Origin of the sequence: Tenacibaculum finnmarkense, assembly GCF_900239185.1 — a bacterium.
GTDB classification, from domain to species: Bacteria; Bacteroidota; Bacteroidia; order Flavobacteriales; family Flavobacteriaceae; genus Polaribacter; species Polaribacter finnmarkensis.
Map to the genome: position 1 here is coordinate 191,845 of NZ_OENA01000038.1, position 18,727 is coordinate 210,571.

The window sequence follows — 18,727 nt, forward strand, 5'->3', positions numbered from 1 at the left end:
AGAATATCATGAAAATAAATCCTTTTGACGATACTTATTTTATGAAAAAAGCTTTAGAACAGGCTCAAACAGCTTTCGATAAAGGCGAGGTTCCTGTGGGTGCTGTTATTGTTTTTAAAGATAAAATAATTGCCCGAGCGCATAATTTAACTGAAATGCTAACTGATGTAACAGCGCATGCAGAAATGCAGGCTTTTACGGCTGCGTCTGATTTTTTAGGTGGAAAATATTTAAAAGAATGTATTTTGTATGTTACTCTTGAGCCTTGTCAGATGTGTGCGGGTGCAAGTTATTGGACGCAAATCGGGAAAATTGTGTACGGCGCTAGTGAGCCGAAATTAGGTTTTTCTGTGTTACAAACGAAGTTGCATCCTAAAACTAAAGTTATATCGGGGGTTTTAGAGGAGGAATGTGGTTTTTTATTGAAGAAATTTTTTGCTGAAAAACGAAATTTGAATTAGGATATCATTTATATGAAAAGAATTACCTAATTAAAATTTACTTCCTGCTTAATTTAAAGCCTTACTATATCTGTTGAAATTTTTGATGAAATAGTGATTTTTTTTCTTCAAAAATAAAACACTGGTATTCGATTGACTCAAATTGATCAATAGTTATGTCTATTATATGTTCCTTATAAATTAACCAGCTGTGTGATTGATTATTAAACCACATGTTTACTTTTTGTTCAATTTGTTTAAAACCATTTGCTTTTAATCTATCTAGTAATATGTTTGATGCATTACCACAGCAGCCTAAAGGGAAATTTTCACTTCCTGTAAACTGAATTTTTTTATTTAATATTTCTTCTCTTAAACAAATAATAATATTTTTTATTATTTGTTTTTCTTTTTTATTCATTTGAAATATTTTTATGACTATGTTAAATAGATATTTTCATTCGTAGTGAAATTTTAAAATAAACTTTGCTGTTTACAATCACTTTCGTGTTCTAAAAGCCATTTTTTACGCCATAAACCGCCTGCGTAGCCTGTTAATGAACCGTCTGAACCGATAACTCGATGACAAGGAATTATAATCGAAATGGGGTTTTTACCGTTTGCCGATGCTACGGCTCTAATGGCTTTCGGATTTCCTAATTGTTTTGATTGCTGTAAATAAGTGGTGCTTTTTCCGAATGGAATATTTAATAATTCTGCCCAAACTTTTTGTTGAAAATCTGTTCCTTGCGGATTTAGTTTTAACGTAAAGATAGTTCGTGTTCCTGCAAAATATTCGGATAATTGGGTAACACAATTTTGTAAACAAATCGGAATTTCAGTTGAAGAATTAATTTGTTCATCTACAACTGAAACCGATTGAATTCCGTTTTGGTTACCAACAATTTTGGCAGTTCCTAAGGGAGTTTTGTAATATGTGGTTTGTAAATTAGACACTAAAAATATCTTTAGAGTTTTGTGTGGTAATTGCTGAAATTTCATCAAAAGTTAATCCGTAAATATCAACTAATTTATCAACAACGTTGGTTAAATAAGCGCTTTCGTTGCGTTTTCCTCGGTAAGGTGTTGGCGCTAAATATGGAGAATCGGTTTCTAAAACAATATCTTTTATATCGATTTCATTTAAAAATTTATCGATTTTCCCCTTTTTAAAAGTGGCTACTCCGCCAATTCCTAATTTCATATTATATGAAATTGCTTGTTTTGCTTGTGCTAAAGTTCCTGTAAAACAATGAAAAATTCCAAATAAATCAGCGCCTTTTTCGGCTTCTAATACTTCAAAAACTTCGTCAAAAGCATCTCGGCAATGAATTACAATGGGTAACTTTTTTTCTTTTGCCCACTGAATTTGTGTTCTAAAGGCTTCTTGTTGTTGGGTTACAAAGGTTTTATCCCAATATAAATCAATCCCAATTTCGCCGATGGCATAAAAAGGGCGTTTGTCAATCCATTTTTTTACGTGTGCTAGTTCTTCTTTATAGTTTTCTTTGACATAAGTCGGATGTAAACCCATCATTAAAAAAACATCGTTCGGGAAGTTTTTTTCTAAATCGAACATTCTTTCTGTGGATGAACTGTCGATGGCTGGGATAAAAAAACGAGAAACGCCCGCATCTTTTGCACGTTGTATCATTTCGGTTCTGTCTTGGTCAAATTCTTCGGAATATAAATGGGTGTGTGTATCGGTAATCATTTATGTATATTTACAATTAGCAAAACCACAAAAGTACGAGAAATGGCAAGTTTGAAGAAGGTATTAAAGAAAAAGAAGTATTCAAAAATAAAACTCCGCAAAAAGGAAACACATCACTTAGAGTTAACTGCAAAAATAAACGGCATAAAAGGAACGTTTATTTTAGATACAGGTGCTTCAAATTCGTGTGTTGGTTTAGATTTGGTGAATCGTTTTAAATTGGTATCGCAAGAAAGCGAAGTCAAAGCAGCAGGAGCAGGCGCAATTGATATGGAAACTCGAGTGTCAGAAAATAATGTATTGAAAATAGGGAAGTGGAAAACCACAAAATCTAGCTTGGTTTTGTTTGATTTGGTACACGTAAATACGGCGTTAACTCAGCACGATGCTACAGAGGTTGATGGTATTATCGGGGCTGATATTTTAGAGAGTGGCAAGGCTTTGATTGATTATGATAAAGGTGTTTTATATCTGAAGAAAATCAACGAAAAGAAGCTTAAAAAGCTAGCTGAAAAAGCTGCGAAAAAACAGCAAAAAATAGCCCGAAAAATAGCAAAGAGAATAGCTCGAAAAAATGAAGGTAATTTATCAAAAGTGCCTTTTTAGTATTGTTTTAGCAGGTCGTTAAAGTATTTTGTTATCAATTAAAAAAAGGGCGTATTAAAATTAGGTAGTTTATCATTTCTAAAATAATACTCCCAAAAATTAGCAGCATACTATAATAAGAAAGGGTTTCTAAGATGTTTTGTTTCTTGTTTTCAGAAGATGTTTCAGAAGCTGTTTTCGAGCTTTTCATTTTAGAGGTAAAGAATAAAACAACGTATAAAAAACCACTAATCATCGGTAAATAATATACAATAGTTTGTCCTTCTCCTAAAAATTGTGATAAGTTGATCGAACTTCCAAAGAGATAAATAAATAGCCAATTAAGCCAAAAAAAGAAGAATTGCAGTATTAAAATACTCAAAATAGCGGCTGGCAATTTATTAGGTAATTCCTTGTTCTCATCTTGTATCTCTTGGTTGGAATTAAGATATATCAACACATAAAAAGGCATAAAACAATGTAATAATAATCGAATCCAAAAATTGATTTCTAATACAGGGAAATGAATCGTTAAAAATTGATAAGAAGATAGTATATCAAAAAAACTAAATACAAATAGCGTAAACATAGAAATTCCAAGCATCGGAAAAAATATAAATCCCATAATATTGCCTTCCATTCCTTTTAAATAAGTTCGTAAAGTACTCGTGGTAATTAACCAAGTAATTACCGAAATAAAAAGATGTTTAGGGGCAAAAAATTTCCAAATATTAAAATCAATAAAAAGACTAAACAGATAAGTAATACTTAAAATGATACTCAAATAAATTCCTGTAAAAAATATATAAGGCGCTAATTTAAGTTTGCTAACATTAGTTTCTTCTTTTGTGAAAAAATACGATTCATAACGAAATGAAAATAGTATGAATAGTAAAAACGAAAAAGGATTTAAAAGTATATTAACAATAGATAGTAGTATTTGTAGTATCAATTTAATAGGGTTTTCAAAAACTTAAAAGTAAGGTTTTATTGTTTTGTAAAGGGGTTTTAGAAGTATTTAAAATCAAAAAAAAAGGCTCGTAATTTTTAAATTACAAGCCTTTTTAAATTCTAAAAAATTATATAAAACTGAAAAATATTTAAGAAACTACTTCTTTAATTCTTCTAACTGCCTCACGTAATTGTAATTCCGAAGCCGCATACGACATACGAATACAAGCAGGCGCACCAAAAGCTTCACCAGTTACAGTTGCTACATTTGCTTCTTCTAATAATAACATAGAAAAATCGCTTGCATTTTTAATTTCATGTCCTTTAATTGTTTTTCCGAAGAAAGAAGATACATCAGGAAAAACATAAAATGCTCCTTCAGGAATATTTAATTTAAATCCTTCAATTTCTGAAAATAAACTTAAAACTAAATCTCTACGAGTTTTAAATTCATCAACCATATATTTAATTTTACTAGGCTCCGCTAAAACAGCCGTAATTGCAGCACGTTGTGCAATACAATTTGTTCCTGAAGTAATTTGCCCTTGCATTTTAGTACACGCTTTAGCAATCCATTGTGGCGCACCGATAAAACCAATTCTCCAACCTGTCATCGCAAATGCTTTCGCTAATCCGTTTACGGTAATGGTACGGTCGTACATATTTTCGATAGCTGCAAAACTAAAATGCTGTGTTCCGTAGTTAATATGTTCGTAAATTTCATCCGATAAAATATAAATATTTGGGTGATTTTCTAATACTTTCGCCAACGCTCTGTATTCTGCCTCGGTATAAATAGTTCCACTTGGATTATTTGGCGAGTTAAAGAAAATCATTTTTGTTTTAGGCGTAATTGCTGCTTCTAATTGTGCTGGAGTAATTTTAAAATCCGTATCAATAGAAGAAGGGATTTCAACAAATTTAGCTTCACATAAAGTAGCAATTGCCGAGTAACTTACCCAATAAGGAGCAGGTAATAAAACCTCATCGCCTGGGTTTAATAACACCTGTGCAATATTTGCAATCGATTGTTTTGCTCCCGTAGAAACGACAATCTGATTTGGGGCGTAGGTTACATTATTATCACGCTTAAATTTGGTGCAAATAGCTTCTTTTAATTCGACATAACCATCCACAGGTGTGTATGAATTATAGTCTTGATTAATTGCTTCGATCGCGGCATCTTTAATAAAATCGGGCGTATTAAAGTCAGGCTCTCCTAAGCTTAAACTGATAATATCTTTACCTGCGGCTTTTAATTCTCTTGCTTTAGCAGCCATCGCCAAAGTTTGAGATATTGGTAAACTGTTAATTCTGTTTGATAATGCGTTTGACATTGATTATATTATTAAGGTGCATTTTGTTAAAATGCGTGTTGTTAAAATGCGTATTATTTTAAGCTGCATGAGGTTTTTCACCCAAGCTTCCTAATTGTTTAAAGTGCTCAATAAAAGCTCTTGTCATTGTTTTGTACTCGTTGTATGGCAAGTCAAATTCTTGGGCAGTTTCCTTGACTATTTTTGCTATTTTGTTGTAATGAACATGCGAGATATGCGGAAAAATATGGTGTTCTACTTGATGATTTAATCCACCGGTATAAAAATTAACCAACCAGTTTGTAGGTGCAAAATTAGAGGTGGTATATAATTGATGAACTGCCCAGGTGTGTTCTAAATTTCCGTCTTTATCAGGCAATGGCATTTCTGTTTTTGGAACTACGTGTGCTAATTGAAAAACAACGCTTAAAATCATCCCTGCGGTATAGTGCATTACAAAAAAACCTAGTAATACTTTCCACCAAGCGATGTCTAAAACCAATAATGGCAATACAATCCATAATGAATAATAAGCAATTTTAGAAATGACTAATTTTGTCCATTCTACCTTCGGATTAGGGAATTTACCATACGATAACTTACGTTTTAAATAACTACTCATTTGTTTTACATCGGTAGTAATAGCCCAGTTAATGGTTAATAATCCGTATAGAAATATTGAATAAAACTTTTGAAATTGATGTACAGGCAACCATTTTGAATGCTTCGAAAAACGGATGATTCTACCAGCGTCAATATCTTCATCATGTCCTTTAATATTGGTGAAAGTATGGTGCAATACATTGTGTTGTACTTTCCAGTTATAGACATTTCCTGCTAAAATATAAATACTGCTTCCCATTAATTTATTCAGCCAATTTTTGCTTGAAAAAGAATCATGGTTGGCATCGTGCATTACGTTCATACCAACACCAGCCATACCAATACCGGTAATAACGGTAAGTAAAAGCATTGTTGATTCGGGCATTGGCACGGTTAATATTAAAGCAAAAGGAACTAAGAAAGTAGCAAACATAATAATTGCTTTACTATACAATTTCCAGTTACCGGTACGTTTAATATTGTTTTCTTTAAAATAGGTATTTACCTTTTTATTTAGCGTTCGAAAGAACTTTACGTTGTTTGTTCTGGAGAAGTTTATTGTCTTCATTGTGTTGTGTGTTATATATAGCAAAAATAAACGTTTTTACCCTATATTATTGATTACAAACCACTTTTTAACAAGAAAGATATCTTTTGTTAGATAAATGCGTATTCCCGATTAGTTTTTTACTTTTGCACTGAAAAATATATTCAATCATAATATCAATGGAACTTATAAAAAAATATTTTACCGACTTAACGGAAACACAATTAGCACAGTTTTCAAAATTACAAGAACTATATGAAGATTGGAATTTAAAAATTAACGTAGTTTCTCGTAAAGATATTGATGAATTGTACCTACGTCATGTATTACATTCTTTAGGAATAGCAAAAGTTATGCAATTTAAACCAGGTTCTAAGGTTATGGATGTTGGTACAGGAGGTGGTTTTCCAGGGATTCCATTGGCAATTTTATTTCCTGAAACTCAGTTTCATTTGGTAGATTCTATCGGAAAAAAAATAAAAGTAGTCAATGAAGTAGTGGCAGGCTTAGGTTTAGAAAACGTAAAAACCACCAACGGACGTGTTGAAGAGGTAAAAGATACCTACGATTTTATTGTAAGTAGAGCAGTAGCTCAAATGGAAACATTTGTAGGATGGACAAAAGGAAAAATCTCTAAAAAGCAGAATCACGATTTAAAAAACGGAATTTTATATTTAAAAGGAGGCGATTTATCGGAAGAATTAGAAAAATATACCTCAGCAACGATTTATGATTTACCAGATTTCTTTGAAGAAGATTTCTATGAAACCAAAAAAGTGGTGCATTTAGGGATGAAGTTTAAGGCGTAATTTTTTATAATTAGCTGTTTTCCTATAATTCAGTATCTATTTAAAAACGTTGTCAATTCGAGTGATTTTAATGACTAAAAGGAATTAAAATTGTATCGAGAATTTATATTTTATTTTTCTTTATTTTGAAGATAAAAAAGTTCTCGATACAATTTTTTGAAGAAAAAAATTACTCGAACTGACCGTTTTTTACAATTATTAAAGACTTAACAACATCCCGAATTAGGCGCACAGCTTGTTTGTTCTTGAATTTCCGCTAATTTTACGTTTGGTTTTTCACTAATTTTAGTTGCTTTTGCATCAGGAATTCCACATTTATCTTTGTCTAAGCAATCGGTTAGCGTGCTTGTTAATAAAAAGTGCGTTCCATCAAAATCTAAGCCATATTTCCCGATTGTTGTTCCTTGATATTCCACTTCAATATCTAAATCGGCAATATGTAGTACTTTTTCAGAAAGCGCAATAATGCTCATTAATTTTTCAGGATGCAATCGGTGATCGTAATCATCGGCTTCCCATAATTGAAAGTTTACAAGCTCTTCGGTTCTTACTGTTCCGCCACAATCGATAAAGTTTTTGGTAACTCTTCCGACTTCTGTTACGTGAAAATGACTCGGTACTAATTCGCCGTTTGGTAATTTAAAACTGATGTTTTTTAAGCTTGATAAATGTTTTTTAATTTCTGATAATTTCATGATTTTTTTTATTTTAAAATAAGTGAATCGTTTTATTATAATGAGAGATTAATATAATTTTTTTGAAGCTATTTCCCGCTTTCCGCACTCGCTCTTTTTTTTTGAAGGAAAAAAAAGGAGCTCAAACAATTGCTACAATCGGGGCTAGAAAAACAGTGCTAGCTTTAGAGTTTTACAGTCTTTAAAAGAGTATTTACACCTGCTTGTGCTACTTTAAAATCATTTTCTACCGTGCTACCGCTTACACCAATAGCGCCAATAAGTACGCCGTCGGAATTTTTTATAGGGATGCCTCCTGCAAAGGTAATCATGCCGTTATTAGAGTGTTCGATATTGTATAAAGGTTGCCCGGGTTGCGATAATGTACCTAGAACATCGGTGTTTTTACCAAACAAAGCGGCCGTTTTTGCTTTTTTCATGGCAATATCAATTGGGCCTAAAAAAGCGCCATCCATGCGTTCGAAAGCGACTAAGTTTGTCCCTGCATCTACGACAGAAATACTCATTTTGGTATTTAGAGAAATTGCTTTTATTGTTGCAGTAGCAAGTACTTTTTTTGCTTGGCTTAAGGTAATGTTCATAGAATTAAATTTTTTAGACGCTGATTTAGACGCTAATTTCACGAATTTTCGCTAATTCTTTTTAGAAGCTAATTTCACGGATTTTTGCTGATTTTATTTAGATGCTGGTTTAGACGCTGATTTCACGGATTTTCACTAATTCTTTTTAGACGCTGATTTCACGGATTTTTGCTGATTTTTATTTAGATGCTAATTTAATGGATTTTCGTTGATAAAAATTAAATAAAATTGGCTAATTATTTATTTTGAAATAGGTTCGAATCCTAGCCCCGATTGTAGCGGTTGTTTGAGCTCTTTTTTATTTTTTCTTTTAAAAAAATAAAAAAAGCGAGTGCGAAAAGCGGGAGATTGCTTCAAAAAAATTTTCTTATTAATTTTAATGTTTTGCATAAAAAAAAAGCCTTTTCAAACAGGTTGAAAAAGGCTTTTAAATTCTAAAAATAGAAATTTTATATAAGGTTTTAATACCAGCGTTTTTTCTTCTTTTTAGAAGCTTCAGACTTACGTCCTTTTTTATTGGTGCTAATGGTATTTGGTTGCTTTATATGTTTTGGTTTTACCAATAAAAACGGGTGATCTTCAATAATTTTTATCGGGCGTTTTAAAACTTCTTGAATGCTTTTAATATAGCTAGTTTCATCGGCACCACAGAATGAAAAGGCAATTCCCGCTTTTCCTGCTCTACCAGTTCTACCGATTCGGTGTACATAAGTTTCAGGAACATTTGGAATATCTACATTAATTACAGCATCAATTTTATGAATGTCAATACCACGAGCGGCAACATCGGTAGCGATTAGAATATTCGCTTTGTTGCTTTTAAAATCTTCAATGGCTTGGTTACGTAAAATTTGGGTTTTATCTCCGTGAATACTCGTTACGTTATAGCCGTTTTTAATAAGGGTTTGCTCTAATTTATCAACGCCAAATTTGGTACGTCTGAAGATAAGAATACGCCCTTGTATGGTGTTTTTTAGTAAATATAAACACAAATCTACTTTGTGTTTTTTAGGCGTGTAATATAATAATTGCCCAATTTTATTAACGGTATTATCGGTAGGGATAACGTTAACAATTGCTGGCTTATACAACATTTGTTTTGCTAAATCGCTTACTTTTTCGGGCATGGTAGCCGAGCATAAAAGCGTTTGTTTTTTGCGAGGACAAAGTGCTTCAATCTTTTTTACATCATGGATAAAACCCATGTCTAACATTAAATCGGCTTCGTCTAAAACAAAGGTTTTTAAGGTGGTTAAATCAACAGATCCTTGTTCGTGTAAATCGATTAAACGCCCTGGTGTTGCTACTAAAACATCAATTCCTTTTGCTAAAGTTTCTTTTTGTGCTTTGGTTGATATTCCTCCGTAAACAACTCCTGCTAGTATGTTTGTGTGTGCTGCGTAGGTGCTAAAACTTTCTTGAATTTGTATTGCCAGTTCTCTGGTTGGGCTTACTACTAAAGCTTTTATTTTTTTAGGGCCTCTTTCAGGAACAAGGGCTAGTTCTTGCGCTAAATTATGGATAATTGGCAATGCAAAAGCCGCTGTTTTACCCGATCCTGTTTGCGATCCAACAATTACATCTTTTTTATCTAGTACTAACGGAATTACTTTCTGTTGTACTAAGGTTGCTGTGTGATATTTTTGTTCACTAAGTGCTTTTAAAATATCGGTATTAAGATGTAAGTCTGTAAATTTCATTGATTATTTTTTTTGCAAAGATACTGTAATTCAAACTTACATGAAATTTATAAGTTTGGTTGAGGGTTATTTTAAAACACTCATAAATTCACCAACAATATTCATATCGTTAGCATTCTCTTGATTGATGATAAGATCTTTCTTAAAGTATTTTCAAACAAATATTTTTCTATTATTTTTTTTTATTCATTAATTTTAACCCATTAATATCATCTAGTACAGGTGGTTCACTTATTAAAGCATTAGTAAATAATTTAGTACCTGTTGCTATTAAAACTCTTTCAATTAAAAGTCTTGTATGGTCTGAAGTTTCTGGAGGAAGTTGAATAATAGAGTATTCACTCCAGTCTTCAAATGAATGATGTTCTTGATTTACAGGGTATCTTTGAGATAGAGATTTTTTAGTTTCACCAATATATAATTCTCGATTTTCTCTATTAAGAAGTAAATAAAGATTGTTCTCATTCAATTCTTTAGCGAGGTTAGTTCTTGGTAGCCAATCAGTAACTTGAATTCTTCTCAAAATTTCACTTTCATCACTTAAAAGATAATCTGCAATTAAATAAGAACTTAGTTCTTTAAAAACTTTAGGAAAACCTTGTGATTCATCCTTAACTCTAAAAAATTCTTTTATAAATACAATAGGTTTGTCATTATCCCATTTTATCTTGACTTGTAATTGTTCTTTAAAACCACCAATATCAAATTCAGTATATCTTAGATTTTTATAATGTTCATCTCCTATATGATATTCTAAAGCCCTCACAAAACTTTTAGGGTAGTCTTTTGCTAGCATAACAGCAAATTCATTATCCCATTTAATTCGATAACTACTTTCTTTAGATCTGTTTTTTATAAATGACAACCAGATTCGTGCTTTAAATGTAGATTTTAGCCTACCAAGTTCCCTTGGACTTTCATAAATAATTTCGATATCCCATTTAAAATTTTCTTTATTATGAGTATCTGTCAATTCACTTCCCCAGCTCTTAACATAGTAAGAAGGAATTGTAATAGTCAAGTCATTAATAAACATAGATTTATGTATGTCTAATGGAAAAAAATCAGCGGTTAATCTTATTGGCTGTACTCTATTACTTCTTTTATCCATTATTTATTTGCTTATAAAGAGCTTCCCCGATTTTTTCAATAACACCAACTACAAGTGCATTTCCCATAAAAAAAGCTCTTTTTGTATCTGTAACTCCATCCATTTTTGTGTGATCATCAGGAAACATATTTAAGCGTTCTAATTCAATAGGTGTCAATCGTCTTAAACCTCTTTCTGAAACAATAACGTGTTTGAATCTTGAAGGTGATTTCCCTCCTTCACCTGTAATTATAGTTCTTGAAGCATTATCTAAAGCATCAGGATAAATCATTCCGCCTTCTGAATAATTATATTCAAAACCATCTTTAGAAACTCTTAGGATAGATTTAGAACCTTTTAAATATTCCCACATTTCTTTCTCAGTAGTCATTGTTTTCTCAGTCCCGTCTTTTTCTAAAATAGATTTTGGAGTTTTTAACTTATTATCTTTAATGAAAAACTCATCTGTTACCTCTCCATTTTGAAGAATATCACCTAAAACGACTCTATCTCCTTTATAATCAGGACTTGTTTTACTTGTGTAAACTTTTCCCTTAAAGAGTAACCCTGTGTTTTGAAAAGGAGAAAGTTTCCCTTCTTTATTAAATTCAGTCGTTATTTCTTCTAAGCTTCCTTTGATTTCAAATTCTTCAATTTTTTTTATTTCTTCTAAAGGAAAAGCATTTGCAATTGTTCCTTTTTCTTGTAACCAATCTATTTTTTTTGATTTTGATATTCTTTGATATACTTTAGTTGATTTATGATAACCAATAATAAAAGTTCGTCTTCTTCTTTGTGGCATTCCATATTCGCCAGCATTTATAACTCGCCACTCTACAGCATAACCCAAATCATTTAAACTCTTTAACATTACAGCAAAATCACGACCTCTTTGAGATGCTGGAGATTTTAAAAGTCTATCAACATTTTCTAAAAACAAATATTTTGGTTGATTTTTTTTATCTTCTAGTATTTTATGAATCGCCCACCAAAGTACTCCTTTTTTACCTTTTAATCCTTTTGAATTGTTTAAAGTTGTTGCAACGGAATAATCTTGACAAGGAAAACCTCCTACTAATAAATCGTGATCTGGTATTTCCTCAACATTTCTGGTTACAACTTCATTTAAATCTTCATTTGAATGATTTTTTGTTCCAAATTTATTTTCATAAACCATTGATGCGTGTTGCATTTTTGTAGAAGGCTCCCATTGATTACTCCAAACAATATCGTAATTATTATATTTTTCAAGTCCAAGGCGAAATCCTCCAACACCTGCAAATAATTCTACTACTTTTATTTTATTATTTATCATTTTCTTGAGATTTGTAATAATTAATTTTTTCTTCGGCAACTCTTAGAATTTTAGTTGTTGCTTCTGTGTATTTTAAATCGTTTGCTATTTTATCAGAATACCAATTTATAATTAGTTCTTGTTCCGATAGATTGTAAAATTTAGCAAGTCTAATTAGTTGCTCTTTAGTAGGTTTTCTTTTGTTTTTTTCGAATTTGCTAATCAAAGATTGATCAATATCAACTTGTGCTGATACTTTTCTAAGAATCATTTTTTTTTCATCTCGAGCAACTTTTAAAATATTTCCTAATGATTTCATTGGACAAATTTATTTTAGACTAATTTTGTCCAAAAATAAATGTTATTATTTAATTAAATAGATTTTTATTCTTAGAATATTGAATATTTATTAAAAAAAACAAAAACAACTTCTTTCCATTTAAAATTCCAACCAAAAAAAAGCAACCTCATCTTTGAGATTGCTTTTAATTATAAAACAGGCTATAAATTAAAAATAGCGAGCTAGTAAAGTATTATTTAACCGTCTTTTTAGCATCGTTTAATAAAATAGGCTTTCCGAATCCTAATTTATTTAAAGGCGCTAATTGTGTTTTGGCATCACTTACAAAAAGCCAAATCATTCTGTTCGGATTGATGTATTTTTTAGCCAAATCCTGTATTTTTTCAATAGTCATATCAGCAACTATTTTTTCACGGTTTTTAATGTAATCACTATCTAAATTATAAGCACTAATATTTTGTAACATATTTAATTTAGCACTCATAGTTTCAAAACGTCGGGCGTTACTTTTAATTAAAAACCCTTTGGTAGTAGCCAAATCTTTATCAGAAAAAGTAGTAGGGTAGTCGGTAATTATTTTTTTAACCAATTCTGCCGATTCTAAAGTAACATTACTTCTAACACGACTAAAAATAGTAAACGGACCTGCTGCTTTTGTTCCTGAAAAATAAGAGTAAATACCATAAGTATATCCTTTTCCTTCTCTTAATTCTTGTGTTAATCGAGACGCAAAACTACCACCACCAAGAATATAATTCATTACCGTTGCAGGATAATAATCAGCATCGGTAGCCGCTAAAGCAGGCGCACCAAAACTAATAATAGATTGCTTTGAATTAGGAACATCGTAAAAATAAATACTTGATTTTTGTGGCGCTTCAGGAGTTTTATATACAGGAATACGTACTTCTTTAGCAGCCCATTTAGTCGTTAAATCGGTCAAAGGAGCAAGCGCTTTTTCTTTGCTTATCGCTCCAACAATGTGCATTTTAGCAACCGATGGCGAAAAATAGCTTGAATAATATGATTTTAAATCATCTAAAGTTATTTTTTTTACAGAAGCAATACTTCCTAAGGTGTTCTTAGAACGGATATTGTCTTTCCCGTAAATCAACTCATTATAAATGTTTTTGGTAATTGTTGCCGGGCTCGCTTCTTGCTGACGTAAATTACCAATTACCGATTTTTTAATCAATTCAAATTCGCTAGCATCCCAACGAGGTTCTAACAGCATTTCGCTAACCAAAGCAATGGTTTTATTGTAGTTTTTAGCCAAAGTAGTACCGCTTATAGTAATGCCTTGTTTCCCTGAATAAAAAGTAATATCGGCACCTAATTCTTCAACTGCCTCTTCTAATTGAGCTACGGTTTTATTTTTTGTACCGTTATTCATTAAACGAGCCGTTAGGTTTGCAACACCTAATAAATTCATGTTTTCTACTAGCTGACCGCCGTCAATAACAATATTAAAACGTACCAAAGGAACTTCACTATTTTCAATTCCAAATACTTTAATGCCGTTTTTTAAGTTGTTTTTCCAAATAGCAGGAACACTTAAAGTAGGTTTTTTTCCGTAAGATGGCTCTGTAGCTCTGTTTATTTTTGAAGGTGTTTTACTGTATTTTGCTGCAATTTTAGCATCGAATTTTTCTTCAGCTCCTGCAACAATTTTTTCTTGTTTTATAATCGCTTCTTTGGCATCTTTTAAGGCTAATTTTTTCATTCCTTTAGGAACAAAACTTGTTGTTACAACATTTTTATCTTTAATATAGGTAGTGTAAACACGCATTACATCTTCTTTACTAACCTTTAAAGTACGTTCAATTTCTTTGTTGATAAGCGCCGGATTTCCCGCATAGGTATTGTAAGATGCTAAATTAGTTCCTTTACCAAGTACGCTTGCCAAGCTGCTGTAAAAATTGGTTTCTAAACCTGCTTTTATACGGTTTAAATCTTTATCAGAAATCCCTTGTTTTTCAAAATTAACGAAAGCCGTAGTAATTCCCTTGTTAATAGCATTCAAATCAACATTATTAAAACCGCGAACCGATAATTGTGCTTGCCCTGCTAATTCTGCCGACCAATTCCACATACTTGTGCTAGCGGTAAGTTTTAAACTATCAACTAAAATAGTATTTAAAGGGGCTTTTTTTCCTTGCGATAAATACTGAGTTAATACATCTAAAGCATACGAATCTTCATGGTATAAAGCAACCGTTGGCCAGGCAATTGTTAGCTTTGGTAATTTGGCGAAATTATCTTCAAAATAGAATGATTTTGATGTTTCAAGCTTTCCTGGTTTTTTAGCTAAAGGTGTAATTTTTTCACCTCTTGGAATTTCGTTGAAATATTTATAAACCCATTCTTTGGCTTTTGCAGTGTCAAAATCCCCCGATAAAACTAAGGTAGCATTGTTAGGAACATACCATTTTTTGAAAAAGGTTTTTACATCGTTTAAGGTAGCATTTTGCAAGTCTTCTAATGAGCCAATTACCTGCCAGTTGTACGGATGATTTTTCGGGTATAAATTTCGATCAATAATTTGCTGATTAAAACCATACGGACGGTTGTCAACACTTTGACGTTTCTCGTTTTTTACCACTTGTTTTTCTTTGGCTAAAACAGGGTCGGTTACGGTGTTTATAAACCAACCTAATTTATCTGCCTCTGCCCAAATCATTTTTTCTAAAGCATCGTTTGGTACGGTTTGTAAATAATTGGTACGGTCTCTGTTGGTAGATCCGTTAGCGCCTGAACCACCAATTTTAGCACTCATTTTGTCTAAACCTCCTTTTCCTAAATTTTCAGATTCTAGGAATAATAAATGTTCAAATAAATGTGCAAAACCTGTTTTTCCTTCGGTTTCTCTAGCCGAACCTACATGAACCATTAGTTCAACAGCTACCACAGGATCGGATGTGTCGGTATGTAAAACAACTTGTAAGCCGTTGTCTAATTCAAATTTTTCAAAAGGAACACTTAACGATGAGGTCGGTTTTGAAATGTTTGTGGTATTATTTGTTGCGTTTTCTTTTGTATCCGAAGCACAGGTAATAAAAAGGATTGCGCTGGAAAATAAGAGTAGTTTTTTCAACATTATTTAAGGGTTTTTTAGTGTTTTTTTAATATTTATTAAAGCGATAAAGATACAGTATCTATAAAATGAATTTTTTTAAATAAATGCTAGAGTTTAGTAGAAAATAGCACAAAAAAAGCAACCTCAAATAAATGAGATTGCTTTTTAATATAAAAATTATCTAAATTTAGATATAATTTTAATTCTTATCCTAAGAAAGGATATTTAAAATCTGTAGGAGATACTAACGTTTCTTTTATCAAACGAACAGAAGTCCAACGTAATAAGTTTTGTGCAGAACCAGCTTTATCATTTGTTCCAGAAGCTCTAGCTCCTCCAAATGGTTGTTGTCCTACAACAGCTCCTGAAGGCTTGTCGTTAATGTAGAAGTTTCCTGCTGCATTTTCTAAAGCTTTAGATGCTTTTTCAACAAAGTATCTATCTTTTGAAAAGATAGCTCCTGTTAAAGCATATTCTGAAGTTTCATCAACTAATTTTAATGAAGCTTCCCATTCAGCATCTTCGTACACATAAACAGTCATTACAGGACCGAATAATTCAGTACACATTGTTGAATATTTTGGAGATTTTGCTACAATTACAGTTGGCTCAATAAAGTATCCAACAGATTTGTCATGGTTTCCACCAATTATAATTTCAGCATCAGCATCCGCTTTTGCAGCGTCAATGAAACTTGCGATCTTATCAAAAGAACCTTCGTGAATAACTGCATTTACAAAGTTAGAAGTATCTTCTGGAGAACCCATTTTTAATTGACTCGCTTGAGCAATTAAATGTTTCTTAACTTCTGGCCAAAGTGACGCAGGAATGTAAGAACGTGAAGCCGCAGAACATTTTTGCCCTTGGTATTCAAAAGCCCCTCTTGTCATTGCAGTAGCAACTTGTAAAGGATTTGATGAGTTGTGAACCCAGATAAAATCTTTTCCACCAGTTTCTCCAACAATTCTTGGATAGGTCTTGTAAGTATGGATGTTATTTCCAATTTGTTTCCATAATTCTTTGAAAACATGAGTAGAACCTGTAAAGTGTAATCCAGAGAAATCTGGAGAAGATAACACGATATCAGAAATCATAACAGGATCACCATATACAACGTTAATTACACCGTCAGGTAAACCAGCTTCTTTAAATAAATCTACAATTACTTGAGCAGAATATGCTTGATGATCAGAAGGTTTCCAAACAACAACATTCCCCATTAAAGCTGCTGCTGCAGGTAAGTTTGCTGCAATAGAAGTAAAGTTAAAAGGAGAAATTGCATATACAAAACCTTCTAAAGGTCTGTACTCAACTCTGTTCCAAACTCCCGCTGAAGATGTTGGCTGATCTTTGAAAATATCAGTCATATATTCTACGTTGAAACGGAAAAAATCAATCATTTCACAAGCTGCATCAATTTCAGCTTGATATACGTTTTTAGATTGTGCAATCATTGTTGCAGCGTTCATTCTTGCTCTATAAGGACCTGCTAATAATTCAGCAGCTTTTAAGAAAATAGCAGCACGTTCCATCCAAGAAACGTTAGACCAAGCTTCTCTAGCAGCTAAAGCAGTACTAATTGCAGCATCTACGTGCGATTTATCAGCAGTATGATATTGCCCAACCACGTGTTTATGATCGTGTGGAGGTGTAATGTTTTTGGTGTTACCAGTTCTAACTTCTTCCCCATTAATATGCATTGGCACATCGATGTTTCTGTTAAACATGTCTTTGTAAGTTGCTAATAACTCTTCTCTTTCTGGAGATCCAGGAGCGTATCCTTTTACAGGTTCGTTTACCGCTTTTGGAACTTTAAAAAATCCTCTTGCCATTTTAGTATGTTGTTTGTAAGTTAAAAAAAATCTTATTTAAAAATGAAAAATAGCATAAAAGCCTTTAATTAGCCGATATAAATTTTTCATAAAGTAAAAGAATCAAAAGATTACTTTACGGAACAAAGTTAACACTTATTTTAATATTTACTAAGTTGTTTTTACTTCTGATTTATCAAAAAAACATACAATATGTGCAGGCTAACTATTTGCCTTTGGGTAATAATGATTCGATATTAACGTCGAATAGAAATGAAGAGCTGAAATGAAATACAATTGCATTAAAAAATAACAGAGAATCTTGCTTTTCTTCCGAAGATAAAAATAGTTAATTTTCCATGTATATAAAACCAAATTAACTGCCGAAATTTCATTAAAAATAAACTGTTTTCTTGTAAAAAAAAAGTAAGTGTAATTTCTATTTTGAAGTAGTAAGTAGTTTCACTTAATCTTCATTTATGGCTACATATAGGGAGTTTTGAAATAAAGTTTATTATTACTTTTGCATAAAAAAAGTCATGTATAAAATACGATTGTTGTTTTTATCAATAATTTCGATGTTGTTATTTACAAGTTGTTTTGAGTTTGTAGAAGAAATATCTTTTCATAAAGATGGCTCAGGGACAGCTACATTTACACTAAATTTAAGTACAAGTAAAACCAAAATAGCCTCTATATTATTATTAGACAGTATAAACGGATATAAAGTTCCATCGAAAGTAATAATTCAAAAAAAAGTAGCTGTTATTGTAAAAAAAATGAAAACTATTCAAGGAATTCACCAAGTAAAAAACAGCTTAAATTTTGATGATTTTATTGTAAGTATTTCTTGTGATTTTGATACTGCAAAAGCACTTAACAGTGTTTTAGCAACTTTTAGTAATAAAAAGGACGCATTAGCACTGCAAAAAAAACCTCATTTTAAGTACGATAAAACACGTAAAACCTTCATCCGAAGTCATCATTTTAATATCGGAAAAGAGTTTCAAAAAACAAAAATGAAGGATAGAAAAGTTTTTGAAACTGCCAGTTATACTAGTGTGTATCGTTTTGAAACGCCTGTAAAATATTGTACTAATAAACTTGCTAAAATATCAAAAAGTAAAAAAGCAGTGTTTTTACGAGTAAATGCTCAAGAAATTATCAACAATAAACAAACGATAAAAAATAATATTAAACTACTAAACTAAACG

The 18,727-nt window shown here is 31.8% G+C and carries 18 protein-coding genes; 4 read left to right on the top strand and 14 right to left on the bottom strand.

Annotated elements, in window-relative coordinates; all coding sequences use genetic code 11:
- The first annotated feature begins 8 nt into the window (after positions 1 to 8).
- Positions 9 to 461, top strand: coding sequence for a nucleoside deaminase (locus AQ1689_RS04725; RefSeq protein WP_101914083.1), 453 nt, complete (start codon positions 9 to 11; stop codon positions 459 to 461).
- A gap of 64 nt (positions 462 to 525) precedes the next feature.
- Here the strand turns inward: AQ1689_RS04725 and AQ1689_RS04730 are convergent, their stop codons facing one another.
- Genes AQ1689_RS04730 through AQ1689_RS04740 form a run of 3 tightly spaced genes read right to left on the bottom strand, consistent with a single transcriptional unit; the run spans position 526 to position 2,154 of the window.
- Positions 526 to 861 (bottom strand): hypothetical protein, encoded by a 336-nt coding sequence (locus tag AQ1689_RS04730; RefSeq protein WP_101955338.1) that lies wholly within the window; start codon positions 859 to 861, stop codon positions 526 to 528.
- 53 nt (positions 862 to 914) lie between these two features.
- Complete coding sequence (locus AQ1689_RS04735) at positions 915 to 1,397, bottom strand: methylated-DNA--[protein]-cysteine S-methyltransferase (protein WP_369800844.1); 483 nt, start codon at positions 1,395 to 1,397, stop codon at positions 915 to 917.
- The gene (locus AQ1689_RS04740; protein ID WP_101955339.1) at positions 1,390 to 2,154 is read right to left on the bottom strand and encodes a TatD family hydrolase; all 765 of its coding nucleotides are present in this window, start codon (positions 2,152 to 2,154) and stop codon (positions 1,390 to 1,392) included. The genes AQ1689_RS04735 and AQ1689_RS04740 overlap by 8 nt, the downstream gene beginning before the upstream one ends.
- A 42-nt stretch (positions 2,155 to 2,196) precedes the next feature.
- Between AQ1689_RS04740 and AQ1689_RS04745 the strand changes: the two genes are divergently transcribed.
- Positions 2,197 to 2,760, top strand: a complete 564-nt coding sequence (locus tag AQ1689_RS04745) for a retropepsin-like aspartic protease (protein WP_101914086.1) — start codon at positions 2,197 to 2,199, stop codon at positions 2,758 to 2,760.
- Between the two features lie 34 nt (positions 2,761 to 2,794).
- Here AQ1689_RS04745 and AQ1689_RS04750 read toward each other — a convergent pair whose 3' ends face one another.
- The 3 genes from AQ1689_RS04750 to AQ1689_RS04760 all read right to left on the bottom strand — a co-directional run bounded on the left by AQ1689_RS04750 (position 2,795) and on the right by AQ1689_RS04760 (position 6,177).
- The gene (locus tag AQ1689_RS04750) at positions 2,795 to 3,691 is read right to left on the bottom strand and encodes a hypothetical protein (RefSeq protein ID WP_101955340.1); all 897 of its coding nucleotides are present in this window, start codon (positions 3,689 to 3,691) and stop codon (positions 2,795 to 2,797) included.
- 148 nt (positions 3,692 to 3,839) lie between these two features.
- Positions 3,840 to 5,027, bottom strand: a complete 1,188-nt coding sequence (locus AQ1689_RS04755) for a pyridoxal phosphate-dependent aminotransferase (protein ID WP_180947530.1) — start codon at positions 5,025 to 5,027, stop codon at positions 3,840 to 3,842.
- A 58-nt stretch (positions 5,028 to 5,085) separates the two neighbouring features.
- The gene (locus AQ1689_RS04760; RefSeq protein ID WP_101914088.1) at positions 5,086 to 6,177 is read right to left on the bottom strand and encodes a fatty acid desaturase family protein; all 1,092 of its coding nucleotides are present in this window, start codon (positions 6,175 to 6,177) and stop codon (positions 5,086 to 5,088) included.
- A gap of 158 nt (positions 6,178 to 6,335) precedes the next feature.
- Here AQ1689_RS04760 and rsmG point away from each other — a divergent pair, with 158 nt between their 5' ends.
- The gene (gene rsmG / locus AQ1689_RS04765) at positions 6,336 to 6,965 is read left to right on the top strand and encodes a 16S rRNA (guanine(527)-N(7))-methyltransferase RsmG (RefSeq protein ID WP_058886100.1); all 630 of its coding nucleotides are present in this window, start codon (positions 6,336 to 6,338) and stop codon (positions 6,963 to 6,965) included.
- A 206-nt stretch (positions 6,966 to 7,171) separates the two neighbouring features.
- Here rsmG and AQ1689_RS04770 read toward each other — a convergent pair whose 3' ends face one another.
- The 8 genes from AQ1689_RS04770 to pruA form a co-directional block, all read right to left on the bottom strand.
- Positions 7,172 to 7,660, bottom strand: a complete 489-nt coding sequence (locus tag AQ1689_RS04770; protein ID WP_101914089.1) for a DUF6428 family protein — start codon at positions 7,658 to 7,660, stop codon at positions 7,172 to 7,174.
- 164 nt (positions 7,661 to 7,824) lie between these two features.
- The gene (locus AQ1689_RS04775) at positions 7,825 to 8,241 is read right to left on the bottom strand and encodes a GlcG/HbpS family heme-binding protein (RefSeq protein ID WP_101955341.1); all 417 of its coding nucleotides are present in this window, start codon (positions 8,239 to 8,241) and stop codon (positions 7,825 to 7,827) included.
- A gap of 461 nt (positions 8,242 to 8,702) precedes the next feature.
- Positions 8,703 to 9,941 (bottom strand): DEAD/DEAH box helicase, encoded by a 1,239-nt coding sequence (locus AQ1689_RS04780; protein WP_101955342.1) that lies wholly within the window; start codon positions 9,939 to 9,941, stop codon positions 8,703 to 8,705.
- Between the two features lie 172 nt (positions 9,942 to 10,113).
- Positions 10,114 to 11,052: a hypothetical protein gene (locus tag AQ1689_RS04785; RefSeq protein WP_101955343.1), complete on the bottom strand. Its 939-nt coding sequence runs from the start codon at positions 11,050 to 11,052 to the stop codon at positions 10,114 to 10,116.
- Entirely contained in the window at positions 11,045 to 12,346 is a 1,302-nt protein-coding gene (gene dcm, locus AQ1689_RS04790) for a DNA (cytosine-5-)-methyltransferase (protein WP_101955344.1), read from the bottom strand. The genes AQ1689_RS04785 and dcm overlap by 8 nt, the downstream gene beginning before the upstream one ends.
- Complete coding sequence (locus AQ1689_RS04795) at positions 12,336 to 12,644, bottom strand: helix-turn-helix domain-containing protein (RefSeq protein ID WP_101955345.1); 309 nt, start codon at positions 12,642 to 12,644, stop codon at positions 12,336 to 12,338. Before AQ1689_RS04795 ends, dcm begins: the two co-directional genes overlap by 11 nt.
- Positions 12,645 to 12,858: 214 nt before the next feature.
- The gene (locus AQ1689_RS04800) at positions 12,859 to 15,723 is read right to left on the bottom strand and encodes a M16 family metallopeptidase (protein ID WP_101955346.1); all 2,865 of its coding nucleotides are present in this window, start codon (positions 15,721 to 15,723) and stop codon (positions 12,859 to 12,861) included.
- Between the two features lie 185 nt (positions 15,724 to 15,908).
- Entirely contained in the window at positions 15,909 to 17,534 is a 1,626-nt protein-coding gene (gene pruA, locus AQ1689_RS04805; RefSeq protein ID WP_101914096.1) for an L-glutamate gamma-semialdehyde dehydrogenase, read from the bottom strand.
- Between the two features lie 518 nt (positions 17,535 to 18,052).
- Between pruA and AQ1689_RS04810 the strand changes: the two genes are divergently transcribed.
- A complete protein-coding gene (locus AQ1689_RS04810; protein WP_145993608.1) occupies positions 18,053 to 18,724 on the top strand; it encodes a hypothetical protein in 672 nt (223 codons plus the stop codon).
- Positions 18,725 to 18,727 lie beyond the last annotated feature (3 nt).

Coding starts and splice junctions, on each gene's coding strand:
- pruA (WP_101914096.1), bottom strand. CDS start 17,534: ATGGCAAGAGGATTTTTTAAAGTTCCAAAAGCGGTAAACGAACCTGTA.
- AQ1689_RS04730 (WP_101955338.1), bottom strand. CDS start 861: ATGAATAAAAAAGAAAAACAAATAATAAAAAATATTATTATTTGTTTA.
- AQ1689_RS04775 (WP_101955341.1), bottom strand. CDS start 8,241: ATGAACATTACCTTAAGCCAAGCAAAAAAAGTACTTGCTACTGCAACA.
- dcm (WP_101955344.1), bottom strand. CDS start 12,346: ATGATAAATAATAAAATAAAAGTAGTAGAATTATTTGCAGGTGTTGGA.
- AQ1689_RS04725 (WP_101914083.1), top strand. CDS start 9: ATGAAAATAAATCCTTTTGACGATACTTATTTTATGAAAAAAGCTTTA.
- AQ1689_RS04800 (WP_101955346.1), bottom strand. CDS start 15,723: ATGTTGAAAAAACTACTCTTATTTTCCAGCGCAATCCTTTTTATTACC.
- AQ1689_RS04755 (WP_180947530.1), bottom strand. CDS start 5,027: ATGTCAAACGCATTATCAAACAGAATTAACAGTTTACCAATATCTCAA.
- AQ1689_RS04760 (WP_101914088.1), bottom strand. CDS start 6,177: ATGAAGACAATAAACTTCTCCAGAACAAACAACGTAAAGTTCTTTCGA.
- AQ1689_RS04745 (WP_101914086.1), top strand. CDS start 2,197: ATGGCAAGTTTGAAGAAGGTATTAAAGAAAAAGAAGTATTCAAAAATA.
- AQ1689_RS04740 (WP_101955339.1), bottom strand. CDS start 2,154: ATGATTACCGATACACACACCCATTTATATTCCGAAGAATTTGACCAA.
- AQ1689_RS04810 (WP_145993608.1), top strand. CDS start 18,053: ATGTATAAAATACGATTGTTGTTTTTATCAATAATTTCGATGTTGTTA.
- AQ1689_RS04770 (WP_101914089.1), bottom strand. CDS start 7,660: ATGAAATTATCAGAAATTAAAAAACATTTATCAAGCTTAAAAAACATC.
- AQ1689_RS04785 (WP_101955343.1), bottom strand. CDS start 11,052: ATGGATAAAAGAAGTAATAGAGTACAGCCAATAAGATTAACCGCTGAT.
- AQ1689_RS04795 (WP_101955345.1), bottom strand. CDS start 12,644: ATGAAATCATTAGGAAATATTTTAAAAGTTGCTCGAGATGAAAAAAAA.
- rsmG (WP_058886100.1), top strand. CDS start 6,336: ATGGAACTTATAAAAAAATATTTTACCGACTTAACGGAAACACAATTA.
- AQ1689_RS04780 (WP_101955342.1), bottom strand. CDS start 9,941: ATGAAATTTACAGACTTACATCTTAATACCGATATTTTAAAAGCACTT.